This window comes from Brevibacillus thermoruber 423, from assembly GCF_000454065.1.
Taxonomy (GTDB): Bacteria; Bacillota; Bacilli; order Brevibacillales; family Brevibacillaceae; genus Brevibacillus; species Brevibacillus thermoruber.
This window is the reverse complement of sequence record NZ_KE695653.1, coordinates 361,374-379,489: the sequence shown is the minus strand read 5'-3', so window position 1 is coordinate 379,489 and position 18,116 is coordinate 361,374. Positions and strand designations below refer to the sequence as shown.

At 53.3% G+C, this 18,116-nt stretch carries 15 protein-coding genes and 3 pseudogenes; 14 read left to right on the top strand and 4 right to left on the bottom strand.

Annotation, left to right across the window (positions count from 1 at the left end):
- The first annotated feature begins 29 nt into the window (after window positions 1-29).
- From M516_RS0119115 to M516_RS0119090, 6 genes are all read left to right on the top strand, one after another.
- On the top strand, window positions 30-1,526 hold the full coding sequence (locus tag M516_RS0119115; protein ID WP_029100541.1) for a peptidoglycan DD-metalloendopeptidase family protein: 1,497 nt from the start codon (window positions 30-32) through the stop codon (window positions 1,524-1,526).
- Between the two features lie 161 nt (window positions 1,527-1,687).
- Window positions 1,688-2,395 carry a response regulator YycF gene (gene yycF, locus M516_RS0119110; protein WP_029100540.1) on the top strand — a complete coding sequence of 236 codons (708 nt, stop codon included), beginning with the start codon at window positions 1,688-1,690 and terminating at the stop codon, window positions 2,393-2,395.
- Window positions 2,392-4,221 (top strand): cell wall metabolism sensor histidine kinase WalK, encoded by a 1,830-nt coding sequence (walK, locus tag M516_RS0119105; RefSeq protein ID WP_029100539.1) that lies wholly within the window; start codon window positions 2,392-2,394, stop codon window positions 4,219-4,221. The genes yycF and walK overlap by 4 nt, the downstream gene beginning before the upstream one ends.
- On the top strand, window positions 4,218-5,600 hold the full coding sequence (locus M516_RS0119100) for a YycH family regulatory protein (protein WP_029100538.1): 1,383 nt from the start codon (window positions 4,218-4,220) through the stop codon (window positions 5,598-5,600). The genes walK and M516_RS0119100 overlap by 4 nt, the downstream gene beginning before the upstream one ends.
- Window positions 5,587-6,363, top strand: coding sequence for a two-component system regulatory protein YycI (locus M516_RS0119095; RefSeq protein ID WP_029100537.1), 777 nt, complete (start codon window positions 5,587-5,589; stop codon window positions 6,361-6,363). Before M516_RS0119100 ends, M516_RS0119095 begins: the two co-directional genes overlap by 14 nt.
- Window positions 6,364-6,602: 239 nt before the next feature.
- Complete coding sequence (locus tag M516_RS0119090) at window positions 6,603-7,391, top strand: MBL fold metallo-hydrolase (RefSeq protein WP_029100536.1); 789 nt, start codon at window positions 6,603-6,605, stop codon at window positions 7,389-7,391.
- 10 nt (window positions 7,392-7,401) lie between these two features.
- On the opposite strand, the gene M516_RS23965 is transcribed toward M516_RS0119090, so the two are convergent.
- Window positions 7,402-7,641, bottom strand: coding sequence for a hypothetical protein (locus M516_RS23965; protein WP_051188304.1), 240 nt, complete (start codon window positions 7,639-7,641; stop codon window positions 7,402-7,404).
- Between the two features lie 232 nt (window positions 7,642-7,873).
- Here M516_RS23965 and M516_RS0119080 point away from each other — a divergent pair, with 232 nt between their 5' ends.
- The 4 genes from M516_RS0119080 to rlmH all read left to right on the top strand — a co-directional run bounded on the left by M516_RS0119080 (window position 7,874) and on the right by rlmH (window position 11,716).
- A complete protein-coding gene (locus M516_RS0119080; RefSeq protein ID WP_029100535.1) occupies window positions 7,874-9,094 on the top strand; it encodes a S1C family serine protease in 1,221 nt (406 codons plus the stop codon).
- Window positions 9,095-9,344: 250 nt separating this feature from the next.
- Window positions 9,345-10,790, top strand: coding sequence for a cardiolipin synthase (gene cls / locus M516_RS0119075; RefSeq protein ID WP_029100534.1), 1,446 nt, complete (start codon window positions 9,345-9,347; stop codon window positions 10,788-10,790).
- Between the two features lie 173 nt (window positions 10,791-10,963).
- On the top strand, window positions 10,964-11,233 hold the full coding sequence (locus M516_RS0119070; protein ID WP_051188303.1) for a CxxH/CxxC protein: 270 nt from the start codon (window positions 10,964-10,966) through the stop codon (window positions 11,231-11,233).
- Between the two features lie 3 nt (window positions 11,234-11,236).
- Window positions 11,237-11,716: a 23S rRNA (pseudouridine(1915)-N(3))-methyltransferase RlmH gene (gene rlmH, locus M516_RS0119065; protein WP_029100532.1), complete on the top strand. Its 480-nt coding sequence runs from the start codon at window positions 11,237-11,239 to the stop codon at window positions 11,714-11,716.
- 236 nt (window positions 11,717-11,952) lie between these two features.
- Here rlmH and M516_RS23960 read toward each other — a convergent pair whose 3' ends face one another.
- Window positions 11,953-14,052, bottom strand: coding sequence for an AAA family ATPase (locus M516_RS23960; protein ID WP_035290215.1), 2,100 nt, complete (start codon window positions 14,050-14,052; stop codon window positions 11,953-11,955).
- Between the two features lie 558 nt (window positions 14,053-14,610).
- Here M516_RS23960 and M516_RS26195 point away from each other — a divergent pair.
- Window positions 14,611-14,802, top strand: a pseudogene (locus M516_RS26195) (sigma-70 family RNA polymerase sigma factor); the annotation flags it as partial.
- A gap of 111 nt (window positions 14,803-14,913) precedes the next feature.
- On the opposite strand, the gene M516_RS26040 reads toward M516_RS26195, so the two are convergent.
- Complete coding sequence (locus M516_RS26040) at window positions 14,914-15,249, bottom strand: nuclear transport factor 2 family protein (protein WP_238551013.1); 336 nt, start codon at window positions 15,247-15,249, stop codon at window positions 14,914-14,916.
- A 93-nt stretch (window positions 15,250-15,342) separates the two neighbouring features.
- Window positions 15,343-15,393: pseudogene (locus M516_RS26035) on the bottom strand (hypothetical protein); the annotation flags it as partial.
- A 243-nt stretch (window positions 15,394-15,636) separates the two neighbouring features.
- On the opposite strand from M516_RS26035, the gene M516_RS0119035 reads away from it, so the two are divergent.
- The 3 genes and pseudogenes from M516_RS0119035 to M516_RS25285 all read left to right on the top strand — a co-directional run bounded on the left by M516_RS0119035 (window position 15,637) and on the right by M516_RS25285 (window position 18,061).
- On the top strand, window positions 15,637-16,062 hold the full coding sequence (locus M516_RS0119035; RefSeq protein WP_029100527.1) for an SRPBCC family protein: 426 nt from the start codon (window positions 15,637-15,639) through the stop codon (window positions 16,060-16,062).
- 217 nt (window positions 16,063-16,279) lie between these two features.
- Window positions 16,280-17,291 (top strand): annotated as a pseudogene (locus tag M516_RS23950) (transposase).
- Window positions 17,292-17,626: 335 nt separating this feature from the next.
- Window positions 17,627-18,061, top strand: coding sequence for a methyltransferase domain-containing protein (locus M516_RS25285; protein WP_152523439.1), 435 nt, complete (start codon window positions 17,627-17,629; stop codon window positions 18,059-18,061).
- Window positions 18,062-18,116: the final 55 nt, after the last annotated feature.

Sequence of the window (18,116 nt, the reverse complement as noted above, 5' to 3'; positions counted from 1 at the left end):
AGCTGTACTGTTTTCAGGAGGGACAAGGTATGCAATGGGCCGAATGGAAGGCCAAGCTGCAGGAGCGGATGAGCGGCTTCATCCAGAACGGCAGCCAACTGGCGAAGCGCGCGGCGGCACGCATGAACGCGTATCTCCGCACCCATAAAAAGCAAACCCTATCCATAGCGGCAGGATTGCTACTGACAACGACAATTGGAGTATCAGCCTACAGTTACTATACGAGCAGCGTCATCCCGATCTATCACGTGTTTGTAAACGGACAGGAAATCGGCGTGGTGAACAGTCCGGACGTGGTGAACAACTGGATCAAGGCAAAGCTGGCGGAGGAAAAGGACAAGCACGGCCTGAACCTGACGCTTTCCAACTACATAACGTTTACGGAAGAGAAGGTTTACAAGGGCACATACGACAATGCCGCCGCGATTGAAAAGCTGTCGGATCTCGCCGGCATCAAGGTGGAAGCCGTCAAGCTGGTCGTCGACGGCAAAGTGATCGGCTACGCCGCCGATCGCCGTTCGGCTGAAGAAGCGCTGGCCAAGGTGAAGGAAAAGTTCTCCGGCATCCCCGCCGTGAGGGGAAAACAAGCGATGGTGGCGGCCGCGTCCATGCCGCCGGCGATGCCTGAAAAGGTCAAGGAAGTGACGTTCAAGGAAGACGTGAAGCTGGAAAGCGACTCGGTCGCGGCGGCGCAGGTGCTGCCGGTGGACAAGCTGGAAGAACTGCTGTCCAGAGGCACGTTGAAAACCGTCACCCATACCGTGGTACAGGGCGATTGCATCGGCTGCATCGCACAGAAGTACGGCATCACCTCCAAGGACATTTACGCCAACAACCCGGGGATTACGGAAGACACCGTGCTCCAGTTGGGGCAAAAGATCAACGTGACGGCCGTCCGGCCCCTGGTCACGGTCCAGGTGAAGGAGGAGGTCTCGCAAAAAGAGGCGATTCCCTACACCACGCAGATCAAAAACAACGACAAGCTGCCCAAAGGGGAAACCAGAGTCGTTCAGGAAGGACGCGACGGCAGCAAGCTGGTCAGCTACCAGGTGGTCAAGGAGAACGGACAGGTGGTTGACCGCAGGGTGCTCAACCAGCAGGTGCTGGTCCAGCCTGTGGCCAAAATTGTGGAACGGGGCACCAAGGTGATACCGTCCCGTGGGACAGGCCGTTTCGCCTGGCCGGCCAGAGGCTATATCAGCAGCGGCTTTGGCATGCGCTGGGGCAAACTGCACAAAGGCATCGACATCGCCGGTTCCGGTACGGTCCGGGCGGCCGACAACGGCCGTGTCGTGTTCGCCGGATGGGATGGCGATTACGGGAAATCCATTCTGATCGACCACGGAAACGGGATGAAGACCCGCTACGGCCACCTGCGTTCCATCAATGTAAAGGTCGGCCAAGTGGTGGAACAGGGCGCACCGATCGGCATCATGGGCTCTACCGGAGATTCCACCGGGGTTCACCTCCATTTCGAGGTGATAAAAAATGGACGAGTCCAGAACCCGCTTCGTTTCCTGAATTAGCACATTCATCGAAAAAAAGGGCGTTCCTCCGAAAACGGAGGAGCCCTTTTCTTGTTGCGCGAGGGGCGTACGTGCAGGGGGATGACAAGTATTACAAGGCGGGCTTGTGGAGGAAAAAACCGGGGTCGAGTGGAATCCAATAGACAGAAGGGGGGAGCGGAATGGCAAAACTCCTGGTTGTGGACGATGAAAAGCCAATTGCCGATATTTTGAAGTTTACGTTTGAAAAAGAAGGCTATCAGGTGGTCTGCGCCTATGACGGCGAAGAAGCGCTGTTACAGGTGCAGAACGAAAAGCCGGACCTGATCCTTTTGGATGTGATGCTCCCCGGCCGGGACGGGATGGACGTCTGCAGGGTGGTGCGGCAGACTTGCGACGTGCCGATTATCATGCTCACGGCCAAAGATTCGGAGCTGGACAAGGTGTTGGGATTGGAGCTGGGGGCGGACGATTACGTGACCAAGCCGTTCAGCGCGCGGGAACTGGTCGCCCGCGTCAAGGCCCATCTGCGCCGGCAGAAACCGAAAAACGAGGAGCAGGACATCCGCCAGATCCGCGTGCACGAGCTGGAGATCGACCTGAATTCGTACACGGTGGAGAAGGCGGGAGAGCCGCTGGACCTGACGCATCGCGAGTTTGAACTGCTCGCATACCTGGCTCGCCATCAGGGACAGGTCTTGACGAGGGAGCACCTGCTGCAGTCGGTATGGGGATTTGACTACTTTGGCGATGTGCGCACCGTCGACGTGACGATTCGCCGGCTGCGCGAAAAAATTGAGGACGATCCCAGCCAGCCGAAGTACATCATTACGCGCCGCGGTCTGGGGTACACCATGCGCAATCCGGGTCTGGGAGGAACGGCCGGATGAGACCGCTCCGGCTGTTTACCACGGTCCAGTGGAAAGTGGTCGTCATCTACATGCTCTTGATCTTGATGGCCATGCAGTTTATCGGTGCCTATTTTGCGCGGGAAGTGGAAAGCTACTACCTCAACAACTTCTCGGAGACGCTGAACGCCCAGGCCAGCCTGCTGGCCACCCATCTGGAGGGGTACCTGCGCCCGCGCGACGCCAAGGAACAGAGTGCCGATGAGGTCAGGCAGGGCATCGACAACCTGATCAACAACCTGGTGAAGCTGAACGGGGCCAACGTCCAGGTCATCGACTCCAACGGCACGGTGATCAGCACGACGGAAGACAAGCGCATCATCGGCCAGCGCACGTCCCAGCCGGAAGTGACGATCGCCCTCCTGGGAACGCGCAGCGAGTCGATGCGGATCGACCCGCGGACCGGAGACCGGGTAAAGGTGCTGGTGCTGCCGGTCAAGGGAGACAACATCGTCTACGGGGCCGTGTACATGGTCGCTTCCATGGAAGGCACGTACATGACGATTCGCAAGATGAACGGGATTCTCGCCTCGGGGACGATGATCGCGCTGCTCTTGACGGCCGGACTGGGCGTGGTGCTGGCTCGGACGATAACCACGCCGGTCAAGGAGATGACCCGTCAGGCGCGAGCCGTCGCGGACGGAGATTTTAACAGGAACGTACGTGTGTACAGTGAAGATGAAATCGGCCAGCTGGGCATGGCCTTTAACCACATGACCCGGCGGCTGCAGGAGGCCATTCTGCAGCAGGAAGAAGAGCGCGAAAAGCTGGCCGGCATTCTCAGCAACATGTCCGACGGTGTGATCGCGGCCAACAGGGATGGCCAGATCATCCTGCTAAACCGATCGGCGGAAGAGATGCTGCAGGTGACGATGAACGAGTGCGTGCAAAAAGGGTCTACCCTGCACGACCTTCTGCGGCTGCCGCCGGAGGAGGAGATGCCGCTGTACGCCCAGGAAGAGCCGCTGTTTATCGAGATGATGCTGCCCAACCGGGATGTGCTGATTCTGCGCGTGACGTTTACCCCGCTGCAGCATGACAGCGGCAAAAAGGGCGGCATTATCGCCGTGCTGCAGGACGTGACCGAGCAGCAGCGGCTGGAGCAGCAGCGCCGGGAGTTTGTGGCCAACGTGTCGCACGAGCTGCGCACGCCGCTGACCACGATCAAAAGCTACGTGGAAGCGCTGCTGGACGGAGCGGTCGAGGAGCCGGAGCTGTCCAACCGCTTCTTGCGGGTCACGATGTCGGAGACGGAGCGGATGATCCGGCTCGTCAACGATTTGCTTCAGCTTTCCCGCTTTGATTCGCAGGGCGTCCGCCTGCACTGCAAGGACGTGAATGCCAACCAACTGCTGCGCTACGCGGCGGACCGCTTTTCCCTGTTCGGCGAGCAGCAGGGGGTGCAGCTCAGCCTGGACATCCAGGAAACGCTGCCCGACGTCCACATCGACAAGGACGCGATCAATCAGGTGCTGGACAACCTGCTGTCCAATGCGATCAAGTATACGCCCGCGGGCGGCTCGGTGGTGCTGCGGGCGCACGCCAACCGGCATCAAAAACGGGTGTACATCTCGATCGCCGACACCGGCATCGGCATTCCCAGCCGGGATTTGAAGCGGATTTTCGAGCGGTTTTACCGCGTCGACAAGGCGCGTTCGCGCGGACAGGGCGGAACCGGCCTCGGCCTCGCCATCGCCCGCGAACTGGTGCAGGCGCATGGAGCCGAGATCGAGATTGCCAGCGAGTTGAACCAAGGAACCACGGTGACGTTCTGGGTGCCGTTTGCCAAAGGGGGGAAGGCGGGATGAAGCAGTGGAAGGAACCCGCCAAAACCGTGCTGCTCAACCTCCTGGTGCTGACCAGCTTTTGTCTGACCGCGCTGTTGTGGAGCAATCAGCCCAAGTTTCAATTCATCGAGCCGGCCCAGTACAAGGAGTCAAAGCCGGTGCAGGAAAAACAATTGGAAGAGCTGGTGACGCCGGAGTCGGTCATTTTCCACTACGGGCAGAACCGGCACACGAAGGCGAACGCGACGGACGGGCAGTATCGCGTCATCGTTCAGGTGGAAATGCCCAAGTGGATCTTCCTCGACTTCGCTCCGTATCCGCTCACCACGGACAAATGGGAGGCAATTGCCCGGGAAAAGCAGGGGGTGGAGATTCGCTTTCGCAGCAGCGTCCCCATGTCTGTCGTGGGCCGTTTGGTGACGATCCGCGATGAGAACGAAGCCAGGCTGAAAAGCATCGACCGTTTGTGGCTGTATTACGAGGAAGAGGAAGACGTCGTGTACGCCCTGTTCATTTCCACGGAAGAAGAGCGGGTGATGCGGGCGCGCACGTCGATCAGTCCCAAGGATTTGCGCCAGTCTTACCTGCCGACCGGCAACGCCATGCCGGAACAGATCCTGAAAGTGGTCGGGCCGCCGCGGAGCATGCCCACGGTGGAGCAGCGATATGCGCTCGGAGACATGTACTATCTGCCCAAAAACCAGACGAGGATGCAGGCGTTTCGCTACAGCTACCATACGCTGACCAACGACCAGTTGATTGACGCCTACTTCCTCGACCGGACGCTGGTCCGACAAATCATGGAGCGGGACAAAACGCTGATTTTTACCGACGGCAGCCGCTCGATCCTGCTGCGCTCCGAACAGCAGGCGATCACCTTTACCGACCCTGCCTTTCAACCGGGCGGGCAGGAACTGACGGACGAGGAAAAGGTCAAAGGGGCGGTCTCGTTTATCAACAAACACGTGGGGTGGACAGGCGACTTTCACTTCGAGACAATCAAAAGGAGCTACAACGAAAAAGACGTGATCACGTTCCGGCAGTACGTCGGCGCCTATCCGCTGGTCAGCCAGGACGGTTATCCGATCGACGTGATCCGTATCACCTCGGAGGCGGGGCAGGTGGTGACGATGGATCGTTCGCTGTTGGATCTGGACCGCTACATCGACAACCACGAGTGGATCGTGATGTCCGGACCGGAGCTGTACCAGTATATCCGCGACAAACAGTTGGCGGATACCGAACAGATTACCAACGCGTACCTGGCGTACGAGACCCGAACGACCCCCGAGTACGTCGAACTGACGCCAGTCTGGGTCGTGGAAATCGCCAATCGGGCCAATCTGTACATTCCCGCCCGGGTGCAGCGGGGAGGAGGACAGGCACATGGATTGGAGTAGAGCCAAGACCATTTTGATCTGGGCCTTTCTCTTCCTCGATCTGTTTCTCGGCTACCAGGTGTACGTGACCCGGTTCAGCCATTGGCAGAGCCCGGAGGCGGTGCAGGCGGACAGGTGGGACATCGAGATGTATCTGAATCAGCAAAACATCTCGCTGGAAGCGGAGGTGCCGCAGGAGACGCCGGCGATGACCTACCTCAACGCGGAGTACGCCGGCATCAATGCGATCACCCTGCAGGAGATACCCGGCATTCGGGTGACGATGGAAAAAATGGCGCTGGCCGCCCGGCTGGACCCGCCGCTTCCGATTCGTGGACAGTTCACCCCGGGCGATCTGCTGCGCCAGCTCGGCCCGCGCATGCTGCACGCCGACCAATACACGGCCGATCTGTATCAATCCAGCCAGGGACGGCTGCTGTACTGGCAGACCTACAAGAAGCTGCCGCTCTTTGTGGCCCCGCTGGAAATCTACCTGGAGGACGGCGCGGTCCTCGGGTACCGGCAAACCTACCTGCACCTTCGCAGCCAGGGGGCGTCCCGGCAGGTCATTTCGCCGTACACGGCCATTCGCTCGCTGGTGGACAAGCGGATCATCCAGCCGGGCGAGCGGATCGAGAGCGTCCGTCTCGGATATTACGGCTCGTACGATGCGGACGTCCAGGTGCTGGCCCCGGTGTGGCGCGTCATCCACGACGGCAAGCAGCATTTTGTCAACGCGTTCACCGGCGCGCTGGAACGGCCGCTGGTGACATCCAAGCCGTAAGGGCCGTCCAAACTGACCGTGAGGCCCGCCCGGAACGCGGGTCGGCGACCGCACGAGGAGGACAGTCCAAACTGTGAGGCCCGCCCGGAATGCGAGTCGGCGTCCGCACGAGGAAGACAGTCCAACCGGCGGCGACGCCCGGGCGAGAAGGACTTCCAGACGGTGTCGTGACCATCGCCGACGTTTTTCAGACCGGACAGTTTTTTTGCAACGTGACGTGTGAAGGAAGAGGGATTGCGGTGAGATTTAGTGTTTTGGCAAGCGGCAGCACGGGCAACGCCATCTACGTGGCGACCGACCGTGTTTCCGTGTTGATCGATGTGGGCATTACCGGAAAACAGGCAGAGGCGGCCCTGCGGGAGATCGGGGTCAATCCGGGGGAGCTGGACGCCATTCTGGTTACCCACGAGCATGTGGACCATATCAAAGGCATCGGCGTGATGGCCCGCCGCTACAATCTGCCCATTTATGCCAACCAAAAGACGTGGGCCGAGCTGGACAAACAGATCGGCACCATCCGGGACGATCAAAAGCGCTTCTTTGAGGTGGGCGAAAAGAAGGAACTGGAGGATTTGGGGATCGAGTCGTTCGGCATTTCCCACGACGCCGCCGAACCGATGGGGTTTTGCTTTTACCACGGCCGGAAAAAACTGAGCGTCGCTACTGACCTTGGCTATGTCAGCGACCGGATCAAGCAGACGATTCGCGACGCGGACGCCTACATTTTTGAAGCGAACCACGATGTGGAGATGCTGCGCATGTCGCAGTATCCGTGGAGCATCAAGCAGCGGATTCTGAGCGACGTGGGCCATCTCTCCAACGAAGCGGCCGGCGAGGCGCTGGGCGACTTTTTGGGCGGCCGTGCGGAGCGGGTCTACCTCGCCCACCTGAGCAAGGAAAACAACATGATCGATCTGGCCCGTCTCACGGTGAAAAGCGTCCTGGAGGAGCGGGGACTGAAAGTGGGCGACGACGTCCATCTGCGGGAGACCTACCCCGACCGGCCGACCAGATTGGAAGTGCTGTAGACGCGCATGGTCAGGAACGAGGCTGGAGCGGTGTGACAGGAGGTTCACAGGGGGCGGGGGAGAGACCGGCAATCTGTTGGATGCGGTGGTGCAGCTCGGCGTCCAGCTCGTGCATGCTGCCGATCAGCTCGTCCTTCGTCAGCAAGCCCTTGGCCTCCAGCAGTTCCACCAGCGCGTGCAGCAGCAGCGCGTTCTGGTATCCCACTTCCTGCAGGTCGGCCAGCTTGGCGATGACCTTTACGTCTTTCATGCCTATCAATCCTTTCTCGCATCTCTGCGAATCCTTCGCGGAAAGCCTTACCTCCAGCATATCCGCGCCGCTTGCGGTTTATGCCGGTTTGCTGGTGCTCTTCCACAACCTTTCCATATTTCTCACGCGATTTTGCCGAAAACACGTCGTATACTGAAAGTGTCGCAATCGTATGTATACGTAGGCAAAAAAGCCGCTAAGCTAGGTAAGTAGAGAAAGGAGAGCGAGAACCATGGGTTTTTACGATGATATGGCGCATGTGGAGCAGAAAAAGCGCAAGCAGCCGGGTGTCGGACGCTTGATCATGACGTCGATCACCTCGGCCGTGATCGGCGGGATGGTCGTCCTCTTGATGCTGCCGACCCTCTCCAAATCGGGATACATCTCCATGGTGGAACCGGGCACGGCCAATGCCATGACCAATCCGGCCGCCAAACTGTTTGCCCAGCCGATCTCCGTCGAAGTCAATACCGCGACGGTGGAAGCCGTGGAAAAAGTGGAAGACGCGGTCGTCGGCGTGATCAACATCCGCCGGGTAGTCAACTGGTTCAACCAGGAGTCGGTGACGCGCGGTGAAGGGTCCGGGGTTATCTTTGAAAAGAAAAACGGCAAAGCGCACATCATCACCAACAACCACGTGATTGACGGTGCCGAAAAAGTGGAGGTCGTCCTGCCGTCCGGGGACAAGGTGGACGCCAAAGTGATGGGGTACGACCCGTTTACCGACCTGGCCGTGCTGGAAATCGACGGCTCCAAGGTGACGAAGGTGGCGGAGTTGGGCGACTCGAGCACGCTGAAAGTGGGCGAACCGGCGATCGCCATCGGCAACCCGCTTGGCATGGAGTTCTCCCGCACCGTTACGCAGGGCATTATCAGTTCGCTGCAGCGCTCCATGCCGATTGACGTGGATCAAGACGGGCAGGATGACTGGGAGCTGGACGTCCTGCAGACGGACGCGGCGATCAACCCGGGGAACAGCGGCGGCGCGCTGGTCAACATCTACGGACAGGTAATCGGGATCAATACGCTGAAGATTTCCAAGGAAGGCGTTGAGGGGCTGGGCTTTGCCATCCCGATCAACGACGTGAAGGCGATTGTCGGCCAACTGATGCAGTACGGCCAGTTGAAACGACCGTATCTGGGCATTATTCCTTACGATTTGACCAACGTTCCCCGTTATCACTGGAAAGAGACGCTGAATCTGCCGGACAGCGTGAAAGCGGGCGTCGTCATTCGCGACGAGGTGCCGAAATTCTCCCCGGCCGGCCAAGCGGGTCTGCGTATGTACGACGTCATCGTCAAGCTGGACGGCAAGGAAATCAACAACGCCGCTCAACTGCGCAAATACCTGACCCTGAACAAGAAGCCGGGTGACAAGATCGAAATCACCTACTACCGGGATGGCTTCCAGAAGACAACTACCGCCACTCTGACCAATCCGCCGCAGCGGTGACGCGGTCCCAACCGGGCCGCCAACGCGGCTGTCTCTTTGAACCAAATGCGCTTCCTCCTCTAACGGGTGTCGAACTGATCGGCACCCCTTTTTTGCGTGTTCGTCCGCCCGATGCCTGCCTCCTCGTGACCATGTGCATGCAGCGCCGCACATCGTGTACAATGAAAGAAACATGAATCGAGAAGGAGACACCTGTGCCCGGTCCCTGCGCCGCAGACGGGACCGCCGCGCCAACAGGGACGGATGGGATATGGAACTGTTTCAACAAATCGTTTCCCTCTTGACGATTGCCAACCTGCTGCTGGCGGCCATTCTCATTTTTATGGAGAGGCGCAACATTGCCGCCACCTGGGCGTGGCTGATGGTGCTGCTGTTTTTGCCCGGCGTGGGATTCGTGTTTTATCTGCTGTTCGGACAGAAATTGACGCGGCGAAAGCTGTACAGGCTGCGCGAAGGCGAGTTTTCCCGGTTTCAGGAGGCGGTGGAGCGGCAGATGCGGCAGCTTGAAAACGGAACGCTGTGCTTTCGCGATCCGGCCATGCGCGATCATCGGGACATGATCCTGATGAATGTGGCCAGCGACGCCGCGCTGCTTACCCAGGACAACACGGTCGAGGTGTATACCGAAGGCTGCAGCCTATTTGACGCGCTGTTTCAGAGTATCGACGAAGCGCGTGACCATATCCATATCACGACCTACATCCTTCGCGATGACGACATGGGCGGACGGCTCATCCGGGCCCTGGCCGACAAGGCGCGGCAGGGGGTGGAGGTCCGACTGCTGTACGACGCGATCGGCTCGTCCCACCTGTCCACCCGCTTCTTCCGCCCGCTGGTGAAGGAGGGCGGACAGGTGGCCGCGTTCTTTCCGTCGCGGATTCCCTACGTGAACATCTGGGTCAACTTCCGCAACCACCGGAAGATCGCCGTCATCGACGGCAGGACCGGCTTCATCGGCGGATTCAACGTCGGCGACGAGTATCTGGGACTGCACAAACGGCTCGGCTACTGGCGGGACACCCATCTGAAGCTGACCGGCAGCGCCGTTCCCATGCTGCAGGCCCGCTTTTTCCTCGATTGGAACCTGTCCGCCACCCGGCGAATGGAGGAGTTGCCGCGGTACTTCCCCGAGCCGGTCGCGGCCGGCAGCGTGGGCGTCCAGATCGTGTCCAGCGGCCCCAATTCGGAGAAGCAGCAGATCAAGCACGGCTATCTGAAAATGATCTACAAGGCAAAAAAGCGCATCTTTGTGCAGACGCCCTACCTGATCCCGGACGACAGCCTGCTGACGGCCCTGAAGATGGCGGCCATGTCCGGCGTCGACGTCCGGGTCATGATCCCCGGCCGCGCCGACCACAAACTGGTCTACTGGGCGTCGCAATCGTACATCGGCGAGCTGTTGAAAAGCGGCGTCCGCTGCTTCCGGTACGACAAGGGCTTCCTGCACGCCAAGACGATGGTCGTCGACGGCGAAATCGCCTCGGTCGGCAGCGCCAACCTGGACATCCGCAGCTTCAAGATCAATTTTGAGACGAATGCCTTTCTGTTCGATACGGATCTGGCCACCCAACTGGAGCAGATCTTTCGGCAGGACCTGGCCGACTGTACGGAAGTGACCATGGAGGCGTACGAGCAGCGGCCGATCGTCGTGCGGCTGAAAGAGTCGCTGACGCGGCTGCTGTCGCCGATTCTGTAGGGAAGGCGGGCGTATTTCCGGACGACACCCACCGCCTGGCGATCCGGCCGGCCCGCCTCCTTCCCGGGAAATGGAGGGGGCGCTTTCCCGGAACGGGGACAGCGTCATTTGACCTTTCCTGGAACTTGGGTAGAATAAGGACGGGTAACGAGAAAGGAAAAGGAGCAGAACACATGGAGCAGAAGACCAGAAACACGAACGAACAGCCAACCGCACAAACAATCCGCATCGCTGGAAAAGAGGTGGAGCTGCACCCGGAACACCCGGTGCGGTTTGCCTGCATGGAGCACGTCGACCAGGAGATCGATGAGTACGTGGATCAATTTGAGGCGGCGCCGGACACGTATCGGGCCGAAGACGTGGAAGACGAGACGCTGGACAAGCGCTGCCGGGTGTGCGGCGCCGAGGGCAAGATCGCGCTCCTCCGCGGGAAAGGAATGTAGGACGTGCAGATTGCGATTGTCGCCGTGGGCAAACTGAAAGAAAAATATCTGCGCGAAGGGATCGACGAATACAGCAAGCGCCTCTCCGCCTACTGCAAGCTGCAGGTGGTGGAGGTGGCCGACGAAAAAGCGCCGGAAGAGCTGAGCCCCACCGAGATGGAGCAGGTGAAGCGCCGGGAGGGCGAGCGCATCCTCGCCCAGCTCAAACCCGACCAGTACGTGATCGCACTCGCCATCGAAGGGCAGATGTGGTCGTCCGAGAAGCTGGCCAGCGAGCTGGACCGCCTGGCCACGTACGGCAAAAGCCAGGTGGCGTTTGTCATCGGCGGCTCGCTGGGCCTCTCGCCGGAGGTGCTGCAGCGGGCGGACGTGCTGCTGTCGTTTTCCAAGATGACGTTTCCGCATCAGTTGGTGCGGTTGATCCTGCTGGAGCAGGTGTATCGGGCGTATCGGATCAACCGGGGAGAGGCGTATCATAAGTAGCGGCAAGTTTTTGAAGTGTTGCCTTATAATCGAGAGCAATAAATGTTTTGGATGTCATGGGTTTACCAGTGGAGACTCAACATGAAATATGCTCGAAAACTCAGCGATTTTGTACGACTTTTTGGTCAATGATGGGGGGTTTTGGGAGGAGAGCTTTTACTTAACTTAGCAATAGCCCCTTCCGTTGTTTTAGCGGAAGGGGCTATTTTTTTAATTGGTATGGTTGATCTAATTTTTTAAACAAGTTTGTTAAAAAGTTCTTGCCACAAAATTCGAGTTTTTTCATCAACAATTTTAGTACGTTGTAACTGCAACCGTTGTTTTGCCAACCTTGCTAAGTCAACCTTCCATCCAACTTCCAAAGTAATCCCATGTTTCTTAGCAAAATCTTCGATTTGAGGAAGAATTGGTTGGGTAGATATATAAACGTCTTCGAATTCTTCAGTCTCTACTTGGCGAAAAAGTCTGCTAATACCTAATTTAATCATATTAAATGGTATTAGATCTTCAACTTCACTATTTTCAAGACCAAGAACATCACGAATTTCAATTATCTTATCAGGAGAATCTTTATATAATCTTTGTTGTAATTTATTCTTAAAGTCTTGCCCTGGCTTATCTGAATCTAAAATTACAAAGGGCAAGTCATCTGCTTTACCAGCAAGTATACTTGCGATACCTTCTACACCACGGACTCCACCAGAAGGAACAAACACTAGTTCTTCTTTTGGGGCTATTAGTCGTTCACTAATTAAGAAATTTTTGATAGCACTAAGGTAGTATTGATCTGAAGGACCTTCGACAATTATCGGCCTACAACCTTGAAGTAACGTATCTGAAATACTCAACCCAAGTGCTGCATGAATAGCATAGACTGATCTAGTTTGAGACTTACCCTCAGCAGATCTGAGGTCATTAGAAGCAACAGTATATCCCTCATCATCAATATAGACAACTTTAACTCGATCAACATGGCCAGTATCAACCAAAAATGGAGAGTGAGTGGTATGAATAATTTGGTTCGTCTTCGAAAGGTTCTCAAAAAACTTCGCTAAGTCTTTTTGTGCCAATGGATGTAATGAAAGACCTGCTTCGTCAAGTAGAAGAATTGCACCTTTATGAGCCTCACGACTTTCTACAAGAAAAATTAAATAGAAGCTAAGAAACCATTGAAGACCGGTACTTCTTCCCTCTAGTTCAACTTTCTCTGGCCTTATATCATCCGAGACCCAAATACGGAAATGTTTTCCATCAGCGTGAAAGTCAAATCTGTAATTACCTTGTTTCCACCAATCTTTAAAACTAGCGGTTAAACTTGCAGATGCTGATTGCAATAGGACATCTCTCTCTGTTTTTGCTTGAGCAGCTCTATTGATTTCTTCCTGAGTAGGTTCTTGAAGTATGTTTCCGTGTATATCTTTTTTGGGTTCAGGTTCTTTGCCAAGATCAAGTATTTCTTGAGGATCAAGTCCAACGAATTCGAACAAAACACGTAATGTTCTTACTTTAGCTTCGACACTTCCTGTCAGGTCGGTTCTCTTAAGGTTCTCAATTACATGAGGTAAATATATTTCCGAATCCAAGTTGCCATAGTTTGAGTAATATACAAATGAGGGCAATTCTTCCAAAACTATGTCTCGGGCCTCCTGGAAACTAGAAGGATTAGGCTTTTCCAGTAAAGATTTAAAATTACCTATTTCCTTTTGAGCTTCTAATATAATTGGCCTTATATGAGAACTTTTCATTGGTTTTGAACTAAGATTAAGACAATCAATTACAGTGGTAATGTCTTTAGCCAGTAATTTTTCTTTGTCACCAATAGACTCTAGGGCTTTACTTATGCGGTAACATGCTTCTTCTTTAATACCTTGTTCGGTTTTTCCAGCTTCCTCTAATGGCTCTATCGAGGTAAGGGCATTTTCAAGTATAGAACGTACATCCTGACTGTTAATTGAACTTATTCCTTTTGCATATGGGAACCCTATATAATATGTACCATTAAAATCTCTGCTTATAGAAGCAATCCGAACATCTTCATATTCTGCACCAGTAATTTTTACAATTTTTAATATTAAGTTTTGAGAGAGTTCAAATTCTGTTTCAATGAAAATTGGTTTTTCCTTTTTGTCCCGCAGTTCTGAGTAACGTTTTCTTGGAAGGTCAGCAAGTAGATCGATCTCCCCCCCTTTTGCAGGCTTAAGCTTCCAAAGGGCAAGGAGCAGATTTGATTTTCCTGCTTCGTTAACACCAACTAAAGTTGTAACATCATCGCATTCAATCCATCCACTGTCTTTTACAGACCTAAAATCATAAACCCTGAAACGGAGTAGTTTCAACGTATTACACCACCCATTTAGTTCTGGTGAAAATAATTATTTATCGATTGTCTTAACTGATATACTATTCGATAAATTTAGCTTTTGTATAATGATACCATGATTTGGGTCTGTTTTCTATGTCTCGGGGAACACGGCATCATAGTCTAGGAAAAGGCAAAATCAAATAAATTTATAAAGAAAGCATCTCATGGACACTGTAGGGAAATTATACAATTGATGCTCAATCAATTTGAAACCATAACAGCAGGACTGAATTAGATGGTTTTCAAAAACTTGCTGTTACAAACAGCGCGGAGAGCCTTACCACAAGTAACGGCAGCGGTTTGAATTTGATTTATTAGATAATGGAAATTGACCGTCTGAGGGGTTACGATGAAGTAACCATAAATGATGTTGTGGACGGTCAAAGTCATAAAAACCAAATAAGACTGCTCTTGTTATGTCATCTTATGGATATTGGAGACCGAGTTTTTCAAAAGGAAATTTGTAAGCACTTTATCGAATGTAGCATGGACCTAGATCGTCATCAGGCAATCAATCAAGAGGAGGCCTAAGATGAACGAATCCTCACTTGATCTTGAACTCTTTGAGAAGTTAAAGCCGGAGTTGACATCGTTCTGCTATAGGATGCTGGGATCGATCGTGGACGCGGATGATGCAGTTCAGGAAACCTACATTCGCGTTTGGCGGAGTTGGGATTCATTCAGACAACAATCTTCGCGCAAAACGTGGATCTACCGCATCGCGTCAAACGTATGTATAGACAAGCTGAGGCAAGCCAAACGCCGTGCCCTTCCTGTTGACATATTTGACCCGGCTGTATCGATCATCGAGCCTCGCGAGACGTTGCCTGAATCGTCATGGATTTGGCCTGCTCCAGATTTTGCAGGTTATTACCAGAACGTGAATGCCCCAGGGAACCAGGACGGACTTATTGTCACTTGGCATATATTGCGCAAATGCAGGATAACCGCCATTCACCGTAATCGGCAATAGTCGGGAGCCTTCGCAATGCCAACGAGTTGCTGTAAAAAACTTGAACAAATTGTCCTTGCCGCGGACCCACATCTCGAAAGGCGGCATGGACAGGCACCCCTCTTCATGAAACAACGCCACCAGCGCATCAATATCAAATTGTTCAAAAGCATCCACATACCGCGAGAGCAGCTCTTGGTCCGGTTCAGCATCCATCATGCAGAGCTCTTCGGAGCGAAGCTCGGCCCGGCCCATCGTCTCTCTCGCTCTTTGCAAGGCACTGTTAACGGCTGCAGGTGTTATCCCTAGCGCCTCCGCGATCTGCCTTGCGGACCACTCGAATACATCCTTCAAAATAAGCACTGCACGTTGACGGGGAGGTAGTGTTTGCAGAAGGGCAAGAAAGCAAAGCTGAAGCGTATCTTTCCGCACCACAACATGTTCCGGGTCAGGGTAAAATTTTGCACACCCAAAATTTTATTCACGCAAAATTATTTACTCGATTTGGGCTTCCCGAACAAATACACCGATGAATTTCACAAGCTTATTTCGTCTAATGATATGAGAAACAAAAATCCGATTCTGATGAAAGAGGTGTACTTTAAAATGGGAACTAGCAAACCAAAGAGAGCAACCGTACGGGCAGTCATTCAGGCGCCGGTGGAAAAGGTCTGGAAGTATTGGACCGAGCCGGAACACATCACGAAGTGGAATCAGGCATCGGATGATTGGCATGCGCCAAGAGCGGAAAATGATTTGCGGGTCGGCGGCAAGTTTGTTACCAGGATGGAAGCGAAAGATGGCAGTATGGGCTTTGATTTTGGGGGAACATACGATGTCGTGAAATTACATGAGGAAATCTCATACACAATGGGGGATGGGAGAAAAGTTGAGATCATCTTCATTGCCCGAGGAAACGAAACCGAGGTCGTCGAAACGTTCGACGCGGAAGACATTCACCCCGTTGAGTATCAGCAAGCAGGCTGGCAAGCGATTCTGGACAATTTTAAAAAATATACGGAAACTCACTAATATCTGCTGGCGTCCAATCGGGCGCCATTTTTATTTGCTTTGGTGTGACACGCTGAAGCCCATTCTTAGAAACGTCGCGCGGGCGAATAAGTTATTCAGTTGAGTCCGTATAATTGTGTAAAAACGGAATCTCTTTTAAAAAATTAAGAGAGCCATTTCAAAAACCCTCGGTTAGAATGAAGTTTGCGGACACCATTCCTGGAGAGGAGTTTTTGTTATGGCTCAATATCAGATTACTGTAGATTCGCAGCTTTTGCAGCAACTTTTTCTCGGAAATTCGAAGGATTCGGGGGTGGCCAAACTGTTGGAATCGGTATTGAATCAGGTGTTGCAGGCCCAAGCTACGGAACAACTGTCTGCGGAACCGTACGAACGTACAGATGAACGCCAAGGTTATCGGAACGGTACATATCCCCATCAACTGACAACGCGGGTGGGAACGATCACCCTTCGGGTGCCACGGATTCGAAATGGAAAGTTCTCGACAGAAATGTTTGCTCGCTATCAGCGAAGTGAACAAGCCTTGGTTTTAGCCCTCATGGAAATGGTGGTGAATGGGGTATCAACTCGAAAAGTTTCGCAAATCACGGAGGAACTGTGTGGAACCGAGTTCTCTAAGTCAACTGTTTCCGATCTGTGTAAACGCCTGGATCCGATTGTAACGGCTTGGAACAACCGAAATTTACGAGAGAGCTTCTATCCATTTCTCATTGAAGATGCCCTCGTTTCGTACCCATTTTCAAGGGGTGACGTGGCAACGGTGTCAGACTCATTTTATGCGAAATATCCTCGATGCCACGCCCAAGCAACTGCAGGAGGAATTGTATCCCCGTGTTCGTGCGATTTTGGATGCTCCTGATCTAGAGACCGCACGGTTATTGTTGCAACAAACAGTGGAAATATACGAGTCCAAAGCTACAAAGGCGATTTCCGTTTTGGAGAATGGTTTTGATGATGCCACAGCCGTTCTTCTGCTCCCCGAAAAGTACCGTAAACGTCTTCGGACAACAAATGGCATGGAGCGACTCAACGAAGAAATTCGCCGACGAGAACGTGTCATTCGCATTTTTCCTAACCGTGAACCGGTTATTCGCATGATCGGAGCTTTGCTTATGGAGATAGACGAAAAATGGGCAAGTGGCAAAAAGTATCTCGATATGGCAGAGTATTTGGAATGGCGAGAAACTCAGGCAACAAAAGCGGTGTCTAAAGTGACGCGCATTGGCTAAGTTATTTCTCTAATCGAGGGGAATTTACACACAAAGATGGACTTGATCAAATAAAATAATGTCGGTGTAGACATACAGAATTGAATACTATTTACAAAAGTATGGTAAGAGTTTATCTCGAGGTTTCCTTGTTTTCCAGTTTATGACCGCAAAATCCCACCATTATTCAGTGAGATAATGTACAATGAATGGGTCTTTCATTTCATTCATCTTCTTGTCACAAATGATTCTATACTTACCCAGCATATATGGGGTATGATTGCTCACAAAGGAAAGGAACGTAGTGAGCTGCATTTAGATACAAAGCATCTCGCTCTGTGTGAGGAGAGATCCAAATGGGAAATACCGACAAGTTTGATATGATCGCCAACATGTATGACACTCCTGAAAGAATCCATATTGCAAAGGTATCTTCAGATGCCATTCGTAAATACGTAGGAGACGCGAAAGACATGAAGGCGATTGATTTTGGATGTGGCACTGGTCTTGTCGGCATGAACTTGATCAACGATTTTCATTTCGTGCTTTTTCTGGATACATCAGAAAACATGATTCAGCAAGTGGAGCAAAAAATCTCTGCTGGGAATATTCGGAATGCAGTAGTTGGCAGGCAAAGCAACATTCGCACACAAACATACTCGCCTTACCCCTTGCCAGAAGCCGGGGTAAGGCTTAGTTTTTTGGGTGTTTTCAGCCTCTCGCAAGCAACTCCCCATCATTACCAGCACCTAAATGGATTATCCCCATCAGTTTATAGTAGATATTTGTAACCATAGGTATCATAATAGAGTATGATGGTTTAATTGAGACAGAAGGTGTGTTCCG